General features: G+C 32.5%; 11 protein-coding genes and 1 pseudogene. 11 read left to right on the top strand and 1 reads right to left on the bottom strand.

The annotated features are described in order from the left end of the window. Positions 1-34 precede the first annotated feature (34 nt). The 7 genes and pseudogenes from AC3IS5_RS14005 to AC3IS5_RS13975 all read left to right on the top strand — a co-directional run bounded on the left by AC3IS5_RS14005 (position 35) and on the right by AC3IS5_RS13975 (position 3,241). Complete coding sequence (locus tag AC3IS5_RS14005; RefSeq protein WP_368540147.1) at positions 35-151, top strand: class III lanthipeptide; 117 nt, start codon at positions 35-37, stop codon at positions 149-151. 41 nt (positions 152-192) lie between these two features. Further along, positions 193-312, top strand: a complete 120-nt coding sequence (locus AC3IS5_RS14000) for a class III lanthipeptide (protein WP_489424973.1) — start codon at positions 193-195, stop codon at positions 310-312. Between the two features lie 41 nt (positions 313-353). Continuing rightward, on the top strand, positions 354-473 hold the full coding sequence (locus AC3IS5_RS13995) for a class III lanthipeptide (protein ID WP_489424973.1): 120 nt from the start codon (positions 354-356) through the stop codon (positions 471-473). Positions 474-514: 41 nt separating this feature from the next. Continuing rightward, on the top strand, positions 515-634 hold the full coding sequence (locus AC3IS5_RS13990; protein WP_489424973.1) for a class III lanthipeptide: 120 nt from the start codon (positions 515-517) through the stop codon (positions 632-634). Positions 635-675: 41 nt separating this feature from the next. Then, complete coding sequence (locus AC3IS5_RS13985) at positions 676-795, top strand: class III lanthipeptide (protein WP_489424972.1); 120 nt, start codon at positions 676-678, stop codon at positions 793-795. Positions 796-880: 85 nt separating this feature from the next. Beyond that, a complete protein-coding gene (locus AC3IS5_RS13980) occupies positions 881-2,587 on the top strand; it encodes an ABC transporter ATP-binding protein (RefSeq protein WP_489424971.1) in 1,707 nt (568 codons plus the stop codon). Between the two features lie 228 nt (positions 2,588-2,815). Further along, positions 2,816-3,241: pseudogene (locus AC3IS5_RS13975) on the top strand (NUDIX hydrolase). Positions 3,242-3,363: 122 nt separating this feature from the next. Here AC3IS5_RS13975 and AC3IS5_RS13970 read toward each other — a convergent pair. Further along, the gene (locus tag AC3IS5_RS13970) at positions 3,364-6,147 is read right to left on the bottom strand and encodes a dynamin family protein (protein ID WP_489424970.1); all 2,784 of its coding nucleotides are present in this window, start codon (positions 6,145-6,147) and stop codon (positions 3,364-3,366) included. A 405-nt stretch (positions 6,148-6,552) separates the two neighbouring features. On the opposite strand from AC3IS5_RS13970, the gene AC3IS5_RS13965 reads away from it, so the two are divergent. From AC3IS5_RS13965 to AC3IS5_RS13950, 4 genes are all read left to right on the top strand, one after another. Then, complete coding sequence (locus AC3IS5_RS13965; RefSeq protein ID WP_489424969.1) at positions 6,553-7,782, top strand: glycoside hydrolase family protein; 1,230 nt, start codon at positions 6,553-6,555, stop codon at positions 7,780-7,782. A gap of 516 nt (positions 7,783-8,298) precedes the next feature. Next, the gene (locus AC3IS5_RS13960) at positions 8,299-9,402 is read left to right on the top strand and encodes a CdaR family transcriptional regulator (protein ID WP_489427897.1); all 1,104 of its coding nucleotides are present in this window, start codon (positions 8,299-8,301) and stop codon (positions 9,400-9,402) included. A gap of 337 nt (positions 9,403-9,739) precedes the next feature. Further along, entirely contained in the window at positions 9,740-11,155 is a 1,416-nt protein-coding gene (locus AC3IS5_RS13955) for an FAD-binding oxidoreductase (RefSeq protein WP_489424968.1), read from the top strand. Next, the gene (locus AC3IS5_RS13950) at positions 11,145-12,479 is read left to right on the top strand and encodes a (Fe-S)-binding protein (RefSeq protein WP_489424967.1); all 1,335 of its coding nucleotides are present in this window, start codon (positions 11,145-11,147) and stop codon (positions 12,477-12,479) included. The genes AC3IS5_RS13955 and AC3IS5_RS13950 overlap by 11 nt, the downstream gene beginning before the upstream one ends.

The following is a 12,479-nucleotide window of genomic DNA, read 5'->3' as shown; positions in this document are numbered from 1 at the left end:
GGAAATGACCTTATATAGAAGGGAGGTGATAAAAATGAAATCTGTTCTAGCATTACAGAAAATGAATAAAGTAGGTAAACCGGACCCAGTAAAATCAAGCGTAAGTCTTGGTTGTTCCCCATCAAGTAATACTAGCTGGTTCTTTTGCTAAGCATTAAAACATTAAATTTGGATAAATCGGAGGTGTATTAGATGAACAAGGTACTATCTTTACAAAAAGAATCTATTTCTAAAGATGTTCAACTGAAAGCGAAATCATCTGGAAGTATTCAATGTAAAACAAGTAGCAATGCAAGCTGGTTCTTTTGCTAAGCATTAAAACATTAAATTTGGATAAATCGGAGGTGTATTAGATGAACAAGGTACTATCTTTACAAAAAGAATCTATTTCTAAAGATGTTCAACTGAAAGCGAAATCATCTGGAAGTATTCAATGTAAAACAAGTAGCAATGCAAGCTGGTTCTTTTGCTAAGCATTAAAACATTAAATTTGGATAAATCGGAGGTGTATTAGATGAACAAGGTACTATCTTTACAAAAAGAATCTATTTCTAAAGATGTTCAACTGAAAGCGAAATCATCTGGAAGTATTCAATGTAAAACAAGTAGCAATGCAAGCTGGTTCTTTTGCTAAGCATTAAAACATTAAATTTGAACAAACCGGAGGTGTATTAGATGAACAAGGTGCTATCTTTACAAAAAGAATCTATTTCTAAAGATGTTCAACTGAAAGCGAAATCATCTAGAAGTATTCAATGTAAAACAAGTAGCAATGCAAGCTGGTTCCTTTGTTAAGACTATTAAATAATTATTTCTGTACAAAGACAATAGAGTTTGATCAGTCAAACTTTATTGTCTTAATTTAATGAGGTGAATATAAATGAACGCATATAAAGTGCTCCTTCTAGCAATTAACGATAAAAGGAAAAAATTACTTCTAAGTACAATAATAATTGTATCAATTCTATTTACAGCAGCCGCCCTAGTATTTCCACTTTTAGTGAAAGATATTATCGATAAATTTTCAGTCAATAAGGTAAGTCTATGGATGGTTGGAGGTTTGGTCTTATTCCTAATAATAAAGTCCATAATTGAATCCGTACATCAGTACATAATATCTAAATTTGGTAACATGATAATCCGTGATTTACAAAAAAATGTATATAATAAGCTAATCCATTTTAAAGTTGATTTTTTTGATGATTACCATAGTGGAGAATTATCCAGTAGAATTGTTAATGATACAGAAATTATAAAGGATCTAATAACGTATCACATCCCTAAATTAGTTACGGGTGTTATTATGATACTTGGTGGATTAACATTAACAATTATCTTGGATTGGAAATTAACGATTGTTATACTAATAATTTCTCCATTTATATTTGGTATCATATTTCCTCTCATGAGAAAAATGGAAAAAACAGGAGATATACAACAAAAGGAAATTTCTGTTTTTATTTCAAAAACTCAAGAGACTTTTAAAAATATAAAAATGGTTAAAGCTTCTACGGCAGAAAAGCATGAAAAATCATTAATGTATAAGTGTATTGACAGGCTGTATAATGCAAACTTATATGAAAGTAAAATTTTCGCCATGGTAGCACCTTTAGTGAACTTTTTACTTATTCTAGGTTTATTAATAGTGGTAGGGTATGGGGCTTATAGAATATCAGTAGGGACTTTATCTATAAGTACATTAATTGCGTTCGTTATTTATGCATTTCAAATGATGACCCCTATGAGTTCAATTAGTGGGTTTATTGGAGAGTACCATAAAGCAAATGGTGCTATTAAGAGCTTGAATAATATAATGAATAATAATGAAATTGAACATAATGGTAATACTAAATATGAATTACAAAACGAATTATCCTTTAATCAAGTCAACTTTGGGTACAAAGATAAACCGATTCTAAGTAATATCACTTTCAATATAAAACGCGGGGATTCTTTAACTATTGTTGGTCCGTCAGGCTCAGGAAAAACAACTTTAATCAACCTATTGGAGAAGTTCTATTTTCCAGTAAGTGGTGAAATAACAATAGACAATATCAGAATCAACGAATTGGACACTTATGAACTTCGAAAAAACATCGGTATAGTAAGTCAAGGTTCCTCCTTAATTAGTGGTACTATTTTAGATAATTTGCTGTATGGTCTTGATGAAGAGCATATTGATAAAGCTAGTATAAGAGAGGCTTTAAGATATGCAAATTTAGAAGAATTTGTTGATAAGCAAAAAGATAAACTTGATACGAACATAGGGGAGAGTGGTGATAAATTATCAGGAGGTGAAAAACAAAGATTAAATATAGCTAGGTTATTCTTGAAAAACCCAGATATAATTTTGTTAGACGAACCTACATCTAATCTAGATATAGAATCTAGAAATTTAGTCTTAGAGTCAATAAAGGCACTTACAAAAGATAAGACAGTAATTAAAGTAACTCATAATTTAGAAGAAGTAAAACCGGGTGACAATATATTATTCATTGAAGATGGAGAAATTGTGTGCAAAGGCTCACATGAAAGAATTAGTGAAGTGAATAAAAGATATAAAGAGTTTATATCTACAGCGATGTAATCTGTACTTGATAATTTGATAATTTCTTTTATTCACCTAAACTCTTCATGGATTTTTGAAAATAAGCCACCAGAGCTGATTTACCGGCCAAAGTGGCTTATTATTTTTGCATGAAATAAATGAAAAAAGAATCCGTTTCTCCGAAACGCTTGCGAAATATCCCCATTTATTGATTAGCTAAGTTGCTGCACTGGTTTATAAACTAATTTAAGTACGATACGTATCTGAATGGTGGAATTAAAACTCCTTTTAATGGTAGGGGCTAGTGTGCTGGTGGTAAATAAAGGGGAACAACTATTACTTCAACTAAGAACAGATAAGCAATGTTGGGGATTACCTGGTGGGTCATTAGAATTAGGAGAAAAATTAGAAGATGTAGCAAGACGTGAATTAGCAGAGGAAACAGGATTAATTGCAAAAGAACTTCAATTACTTAATGTATATTCAGGAGAAGATTTTTACTATAAATATCCGCATGGTGACGAGGTTTATAATGTTACTAGTACATACATTTGTGATGAATATAGTGGTGAATTATAAGAAGATCTATCGGAAGTTTGGGAATTGAAATTCTTTAAACTGGATTCATTACCTCCGAGGATTAGTCCTCCAGATAAACAAGCTATTGCAGATTTTAAACTGATTACCTCATAAAAAAAGAGGGAATTGATAAAGTCTTGCGGTGGTCAATGGATTTACCATCTAGTTGGAGTACCTAAAAAAGTGAAGCAAACAAAAAATAACTCCAAAACGACTATTTTGGAGTTACTTTACTTTTAATCTTTGTTTGTTTCTAAAGTTAAATCCGTATAGGAATTATCTTCACCTATATTTAAGATTACTTCACATTGACGTAATCTCAATTCAAAGAGTGTTATAGAATCATGATAAACTTCAGGATTTGATTTCATTTCATGCAGTGTATCTTGTTTTTCTTGTGTTTCTATATGAATGTTTTCTACAGCTTGTTCCAACGCGCTATATGGATTTCTAAAGAACATATTAATATCCCGCTCTTGTGCGTTTTCAAATAGCTCAAATTGCAAGAAAAATTTGTTTATAATAGAAGTTGTTACATCGGTATAATCTTCATTTTCTAAATACTGTTTATATTTGTTATATAGCATCGCATTATTTTTAGGAAGAACTCCAAATAACTTACCTGCACTTTTCAGTAAAAATTGTGCTGGAGTAAATCTGCGCAAGATATTTACTTCTTCCATTTGTATTCTAGTTGTCATTCTATCAGTATCTCTGTGCCAGTCATCAAGCACTTTAAAGTCACATTCTAACTGTATTCGATTTTCTCCAAATAAAGAATTAAGTCCTTCACTGATTTCTTCTAAGTACGATTGACTTTGAAGGAACTCGTTATTAGAAATTGCAATCCAATTTTGCATAGAGCGAGCCAGATTAGGTAACACAGTTTGTTCTAGATATTTTTGAACTCTTTCGTTCATCGCTGTATTTAGTTCAATTTCAATTTGTCCAAAATCGCTCTCTTCACTAATTAAATCAGAACAACTCTGCAATATTTTCGGAATATGTTCTGTAAGATCATTAGCAATTTCGTATTTCATTGTACGATATGATTCTGTTATTAAATGAATTTTTTCCTTCTCAAGAGCAGTAAGGTTATTAATAAAACCATTTAGTTTAACTAACATATCTTCATTCCACTTAATAGAGTCCACTATGTTATTTTCCATCTCCACGCGTTTATCCAAAAGATATTTAATTGTTTTTCGAATGAAATACAATAGCTTTTTAGTTCGTTCTGTATCGATATTTTTATGGTTAAAGTTAAAATGAATAAACTCAGTTAAATCGTTTAGTTGTTGACGATTTGTATATAACGAAGAGTAAGGGAAAATGCTCGCATTAGGGAAATATGCGTTTATTCTCATTTGTGTATCATGTAAAACCCTTTTTATTTCAGCTTCACTGTAAATGTTATCGATTTTATTTAATAAGAAATGAATTTGTAGATTTGGTGTATGTTCTTGAATACTTAATAGAATATCACGTTCTTTGTCAGTAAAAGGTGAATCCGCATTCAATACGAATAATAATTCGTCTACAGAATTTAAATATTCGAATGTCTCATCTCGATTGTCGTTGTTCCTATTAAAGCTAGGAGTAACAACGAATGTAAGTTTATTTTTATTTAAAAATTTGCATGGTAATTTAAATTCAACACATGCTCTATCTACATATGTTTGGCGTTGTAGAGACATCATGGTTTGGTAATCAGAGAAATCCTCAGTTGTTGTAATTGTTGAATCTGTTATAGCATTAATTTCTGTATGAGCGTCATTTTTAAAGACAACTACATTTGAGGTTGAGTTTTCTAATATATTTTCTCCTAGTATAGAGTTAATAAATGAAGCTTTTCCGTTTCCGGAAGTTCCTGTTACTAAAATGCGATTTGTTCTTAAATCTACAAGCTCCCCAACTAACCATCTAAATCGATTACTCATTTCTAAATCGTGTTTTTGTGCCCACTTTGTAATAGATTCAAACAGATGTAAACTATACTCTAAGCCATTCACATGATTAATAGAATATGACAGTAGGTTTTCCGCATGTTTTAGATGTGCTGAATCTATTTTGGAAGGAAAAATTTCATCCCATGCCAATACTGCTGATGATGGAAATACCGAATGAGACGGATTGACTACTTTTAACCAATTTGTTAAAAGATTAGGAATGATATCGTGTAATTGATTTAACATATATTGACCTTGGATTAATTCAAAGTACGTTTCCTCGTAATGAGAAGAAATTATGTCCCATATATCGGACGAATGTATTTCGATCTGTAAGAAAAATTCATTTATTGTTTGAAGCCATAATAAGTAATTTTGTTCATTTTTATAGCTGTGCCAAAGTGATGAAACAAATTGCGTGAATTGTGCTTGATCTACATTATTTAATGTAACTAATACTTGATAAAAATAGTCTGGTGAAATATTTTTAGTAAATCCATTATCGATATATTCTTTTAGTACCTCAAACCAGGGTAAAGATTCTGTTCGAATTAACTCATTCACAGCAAGCTCTACTGCACTGTCAAAATCTTGCTGTTCCTCATAAAAGGAACGTGCAATTGTTGTGACGTTTGGATAATCGGGATTTAAAGAAACCGCTTCTTTAATAACAGCGAAAGCTGAATCAAGTTTATTTTGCTCAATGTAAAGAGACTGTAATTGCAAAATAATTTCAGTCATAAGTATTTTGTTATCAGTAGAAATGGCTGTATAAACATTTTCAGCAGCTGATAAATGGTTAAGTTCGAAGTAAGCATCCGCAATATTTTTTTGTGCCCAGGGTGCTAATTCATTACTGACTTTCTCCCACTTAAAAATAGCTGATTCAAAATCTTGATGGTGATAATAAAATTCACCTTGTGCAAAACGAATATAAGATCCATCGGAAATCTCATTTTTTTGTTCGTTTAAAAAAGCTTCTCCAAGTACTTGAAGAGGTGGATGTGTTTCATTCTCCATTAGGAATGTTTCATAATATATCTTTTTTATTAATTTTTTTTCTAATCTCATCTTTTCCCCCACTATATCTTGAAGATTACATTTTCTCCATGTATCAACACTTTTTTGTGTTAATGCTTTTTATTTTAACAAAGAATTTCTTTTGGGAGATTTCATTTTTCTTTCATTTTTTTAGTAATATTGAATTTTAATGAGAAAAATTTCAGTTTTTTATCAATTTCCTCTCATAGTTGTGAAACAGCATTAGATGTACCTAATAACTTAATGTGAATATAATATTCTACATTAAGTTGTAACATTCTATGTAGAGTTCGTTTAAAAAACAATGTATAGTTAATAAGTATTAGGTATTGTGATAGGGTGAAACGAGATTTAGTTAATAAGTTTATGAAAATCTGTCTGTCCATAATATCCTAAAATATTATTATCGTTTTTTGAGAAGGAGAATTTTACAACATGATTATGCAATTCAAGAGAATGGGCGCATTATTGGCTGCTACTGTTTTGATATTAAGTGTATGGGTAGGGGGTATACCTAATTCTGTAGAAGCTGCCACAAAAAGTGTTTATACAATTTCACCAAATACAGTACCGGTGGATAAAACGATGTTGAAATACACTACATATAACAGTAATACCAAGCATTATTATGTTCTACGTTCCTATTTAGAGAAACTGGAGAAAAAAGGTGGCGGAACACTCGTATTAAAAAAAGGAACTTACACAATTAGTAATACGCTATACGTTCCATCGAATGTAACTATCAAAATGAATGATGGTGTAAGTATTGTCAAAGGTCAGAAAACGGGTACAAGTAAATTTAAATCTTCAAAATCAATTTTTCAATTCATAAAACCATCAAAAGCCAATAAATCGGGTGTATATGGAAAATATAATGGTGAAAAGAATATTTCCTTTATAGGCGAAGGTAAAGTAACAATTGATATGAAATACGAGAAAGATAGCATCGCCTTAATCATGGGGCATAACCAAAATGTAAAAGTGGAAAATATCCAATTTAAGAATATGTATTCTGGACATTTTATCGAGCTAGATGCTTCTAAGAATGTTGTGATACGAAATAATACGTTTACAAATTCGAAAGCATCAGCAAACAAGAACAAAGAAGCCATTAATATTGATACACCGGATAAAACAACAGCCGGGTGGAGTCAAAAATGGAGCAAGTATGATAAAACACCAAATCAAAATATAACAATTGAAAACAATAAATTTAAGAATCTTGATCGAGCTATTGGTACCCATAAATATTCAGGTAAAATGTATCATGATAAAGTGATCATTCGTAATAATCAAATTGACAAAACACGCTTAGATGCTATTCGTGTCATGAATTGGACGAATGCTGTTATTGAAAAAAATCTAATCCGGAATGTAGCAAATGGAAATGCTAGTACACGTGGGATTTTAGCTAGTGGCGCAATCAACCCAACATTTAAAAACAATACTTTTGAATCAGTAGGAAGAACGATCCAGTTTATGGCTTGGAAAAACAGTGGTCCAGGCTCACAATACGATGTTACGTATAATAAGCTAAATGAAGCTAACAAAAAAGCACTTCTAACAAACAAAGCCGTTAATACTTCAGAAACAATTATTCGAATTAATAATACCTACAATGAATTCATAAAAAACACAGAAAAATTACAGCTTGCATCAAAGTAATTTTCTGGTTAAAGGAGGCCTTCAACATAAGAAGGTCTTTTTTTATGCTGAAAGGTCTATGACAATAATTGATTCGTAAAAGTAAAAAATAAAAAGATTTAAAATTGATATAGCTTTAAGTTGCTCGTTCAAATAGTCAATTACATAGCAGACTGTTTAGTAGTGATGCATCAAGGCGAGGTTGTAGAATCGCTAGGCGATATGGACCAGCTTTAATAGAGAATCTATTTTATTTATATTATTTAAGCGTTTTGAATTTATTTTACTAGTTTTTTATACTTTGCTTCATTCATCTATTTATTATGATATTCTAACAATAACATAAAATTGAATATTCTGTATATTACAGAAGGGTATTATTGTGATTCTTTTTCACTTTAATCCCTTTCTTTAATATACATTCGCCGTAAGTTGCCTAGCAGTTTTGTTTGCTAATATTTGCATTTTAGCGGATTTGAAGTGACGTCTTAGTCATATAACTGAAGTCTCTAAAGTGAAATAGAGTAATTGAATGGAGTGAAAGTATTGTTTGATTTGGAGATTATAGGTAGTCAAATTGTAAAAGAACTCAAAAATTTAATAGATAAAGATGTTGTAGTTATTGATCATAACGGCTTTATAATTGCAAGTTCAGATCCTACTAGAATAAATACTTTTCATGAAGGTGCTTATATTGCTATGCAAAAAAGACAAGTCTTACATATGACTAAAGAATTAACGAAGTCTTTAAGTGGCGTAAGAGAAGGTATGGTAATGCCAATTACTATTTCAGGAACCCCCATTGGTGTTATTGGTGTAACTGGGCAACCAGTAGAAATTGAAAAGTACGGTAAACTTGTCCAACGAATTGCAGAAATGTTTATTACAGAGTTTTTAGCCAAGCAAGAGAAGGAACAGGATGCGAGAGCATTAGAGTTTTTTCTATTAGATTTATTGAACACTCAAATGACTAAAGAAACGTTAATTACTAGGGCCAAGATATTGAATTTTGATATAGAAATGTATGAACGAATTGCGATTGTACAAACGGTTAAACACTTCGGGGTGAAGGATGTCGAGTGGATTATAAGCTCTCAAACGATTCATCCAAATTTATGCATTGCCCGCTGGAGTTTGGATAAATTAATACTACTTATTCCAAAAATAAACAAAGAGATATTGTTAGAAGAACTTACTAGGTTGAAAAATAAAGTCGGGAAAATTATAAAAAACCCTTTATATATAGGGGTTGGAAATGTACAAATATTTGAAGAGCTGCGAACATCTTATAAACAAGCTGAATTGGCAACAACAGCAGCTATGCAAAAAAAGTCAGTTGTTTTTGAAGAGGATTTAAAATTAGATATGCTCTATAACGCGATTTCCAACGATACTAAACAAGAATTTTTGATTAGAACAATCGCACCCTTACTACAGGATGAAGAGTTATTTCAAAATTTAAAGGTTTGGATAATGGGGAATGGTTCTTTACAAGAGATTGCAAATGAATTACATATACATAGAAACACGTTAAAATATCGGCTAAAGAAGGTCGAGAAGCTCTTAGATATTAATTTACACTCATTAGAAGATCGGGTAATGGTTTTTACAGCTATCCAGTTACATGAATCCATTATGTAAATTTTTGTTTTACAAATGATAGTGCCAAATTATATCGTTCTTTTGCCAAAATTATTTTCATCTAAGCTAACGATGGGCTGAATATTCCTGGAAAATGTACAACATTAGTGACTTTTAACATAGCCTTGTTAATGAAAATTGAAGATAGTTCAATCTTTAATATGAAGCAATTGATTGAATTAAAAGCTTTAATAAAGTAACAACTTTTAGGGTTTTGTCTATAGAGACAAAAAATGGGTGAATAAATGGAGATTATTTGTTATTGGAAACATATCATTCCCAAATGACAGAATATTATAATAATAGTTAAAGGATCTTACCGTGTAAGGGGGATTTCATGGAAAAGAAAATAATAGACTTATTTTCAAAAATTGTGGGACATGAAAATGTAAAGTCTTCACTAGCTCAATTAGTGGCATATTCGTATGATGCTACTGCCAATTTTCAAGCAAATCCAGATTTAGTATTGTCACCTCGAAGTACTGAAGAAGTTTCTAGTATAGTAAAGTTTTGTGTAAAAGAACAAATACCCATTATTCCTAGAGGATCAGGTACGAATCTTGCTGCAGGTACTGTTCCCAGTCAGGGAGGGGTGGTTTTACTTTTCAACAAAATGAAAGACATTGTTGATTTTGATGAGGCTAATTTAACCATCACTGTACAGCCAGGGATGATCACCCAGGAAATAAGCCAATTTGTTGAAGGAAATAATCTTTTTTATCCACCAGATCCAGGTTCGATGAAGATTTCAACAATCGGGGGCAATGTCAGTGAAAACTCAGGTGGTTTGCGTGGCTTAAAATATGGCGTCACAAAAGATTATGTTAAAGGTTTAACGGTAGTTTTACCAAATGGCGATATTATGAAAACTGGAGGGAAATTAGCAAAGGATGTAGCAGGTTATGACATCACTGCGTTATTGGTAGGAGCGGAAGGAACACTTGGTGTGATTACAGAAATAACGTTGAAGCTGATTCCGTTGCCCAATTACAAAAAAACTGGTATCGCTTATTTTAATTCGTTAGAGGATGCGGCTGATACAGTTTCAACAATCATCGCAAATAAAATTATTCCCGTAACGCTTGAATTTTTGGATAAAGGAACAATAGAAGCGGTAGAAGATTTTATGCAAATTGGATTACCTCGAAATGTCGAAGCGATGTTATTAATGGAACAAGATGGGGAGGAGCTACAAGTCGATCGTGATATTAATGAAATGATTGCTATTGCCAAGGAAAAGGGCGCAACTTTTACTAAAATTGCTGCTACGGAAGAAGAAGCAGATGCACTGAAGACTGGTAGACGTACGGCATTATCAGCATTATCACGTAAACGACCAACGACGATTTTGGAAGATGCCACGGTCCCACGTTCTGAATTATCAAAGATGGTACGGTTTATTCAAGAAATAGCAAAGAAATATAATCTCCAAATTTCAACTTTTGGTCATGCTGGAGATGGCAATTTACATCCAACATGCTTGACGGATGTACGTGATGTAGAAGAAATGGAAAGAGTAGAAGAAGCTTTTGCAGAGGTTTTTGAATATGCTATTTCTCTAGGCGGTACAATCACGGGTGAGCATGGAGTCGGTGAAATGAAGGCACCCTACTTAGAATGGAAAGTGGGTCCGTCTGGTATCGAAATCATGAAAGGTATTAAACAGGCTTTTGATCCACTTAATATTATGAATCCGGGTAAAATTTTCGCTAAAGAGACGAAAAAAAGAGTGGTGATAAACCATGGTAACTAGACTTCAAAAAGATATGCAACAATCATTTCGTGAACATATTACAGAAAGCTATTTACTGGATTGCATGCGCTGTGGTTTCTGTTTACCTGCGTGTCCAACATACTTACATACCGAGCGAGATGAAATGCATTCGCCAAGAGGGCGTATTGCACTTATGAAAGCAGTACGTGATGGTCATGTTGTTTGGGACTCTTCATTTGAAGAATCTTTTAATATCTGTCTAGGATGTCGAGCTTGTGAACCGGCTTGCCCAGCTGGTGTTGAGTACGGGGCATTACTCGAACAAACTAGAAATGCAATCCAAGAAGTGAAGCCAAAGAGGTTGAAAGAAAAGAAGATTAGGCAAATAGCGTTTGATGGGCTCTTTGCGGATCAACGAAAGATGGGAAATGCAGTTAAACTCATCCATTTCTATCAAAAGTCAGGACTACAAAAAGTTACTCGTAATATTGGGTTTTTAAATTTATTTCCTCCATTTATGAAAGAGATGGAGAATGTTTTGCCGCAGCAAATAAAATACGGGGAACAACAAACGATAAATTATACAAATAATAGAACATATAAAGTCGCTTTTTTCACAGGGTGTTTAATGGATACATTGTTTCAAGAAACAAATCGCAAAACGATTGCACTTTTGGAAATGCTTGGAGCGAATGTGGTTATACCAAAAGAACAGCAGTGTTGTGGGGCATTACATGGCCACAGTGGAGAGATGACTAAAGGAAAAGTTAATATACAAAGAAACATTGATGCTTTTGACTCGGATGATTTTGATTTTATCGTCAATAATGCTGGGGGTTGTGGCGCTTTCTTAAAAGAGTATGAAAAACATGTTCACGCGGATTCAACCTATGCTGAAAAAGCAAAGCGGTTTTCTAAAAAGACAATAGATATTTCAACCTTACTAGTCAAACTAGGAATGCCTGCTAGATTAGAGGTATTAAAACCATTAGGTGAGAGTATTGTCACGTATCAAGACTCTTGTCATCTTAGAAACGTTAATCAAGTTTATATAGAGCCACGAGCATTAATACAAAATGTTCCTGGTTTTCAATATAAAGAATTATCAGATGCAAGTAGCTGTTGTGGATCAGCTGGTATCTATAATTTATTGCAACCAGACATGTCAAAAAGAATTCTAACAAAAAAAATGGAAGAAGTAAGAAAGCTAGAACCGGCGATTATTGTAACATCAAACCCAGGCTGCCTTATGCAGATGCAAGTAGGGATTCAAAGGGAAGGGTTACAAGATCAAATGCATGCAGTTCATATCGTGGATTTCTTATTTGACACGATAACAAAATCAGAGAATATAGGGGTGTAA

Source organism: Viridibacillus sp. KH_047, from assembly GCF_057838945.1.
This window is presented reverse-complemented; position numbering and strand designations above follow the sequence as displayed.

Coding starts and splice junctions, on each gene's coding strand:
- AC3IS5_RS14005 (WP_368540147.1), top strand. CDS start 35: ATGAAATCTGTTCTAGCATTACAGAAAATGAATAAAGTAGGTAAACCG.
- AC3IS5_RS14000 (WP_489424973.1), top strand. CDS start 193: ATGAACAAGGTACTATCTTTACAAAAAGAATCTATTTCTAAAGATGTT.
- AC3IS5_RS13995 (WP_489424973.1), top strand. CDS start 354: ATGAACAAGGTACTATCTTTACAAAAAGAATCTATTTCTAAAGATGTT.
- AC3IS5_RS13990 (WP_489424973.1), top strand. CDS start 515: ATGAACAAGGTACTATCTTTACAAAAAGAATCTATTTCTAAAGATGTT.
- AC3IS5_RS13985 (WP_489424972.1), top strand. CDS start 676: ATGAACAAGGTGCTATCTTTACAAAAAGAATCTATTTCTAAAGATGTT.
- AC3IS5_RS13980 (WP_489424971.1), top strand. CDS start 881: ATGAACGCATATAAAGTGCTCCTTCTAGCAATTAACGATAAAAGGAAA.
- AC3IS5_RS13970 (WP_489424970.1), bottom strand. CDS start 6,147: ATGAGATTAGAAAAAAAATTAATAAAAAAGATATATTATGAAACATTC.
- AC3IS5_RS13965 (WP_489424969.1), top strand. CDS start 6,553: ATGATTATGCAATTCAAGAGAATGGGCGCATTATTGGCTGCTACTGTT.
- AC3IS5_RS13955 (WP_489424968.1), top strand. CDS start 9,740: ATGGAAAAGAAAATAATAGACTTATTTTCAAAAATTGTGGGACATGAA.
- AC3IS5_RS13950 (WP_489424967.1), top strand. CDS start 11,145: ATGGTAACTAGACTTCAAAAAGATATGCAACAATCATTTCGTGAACAT.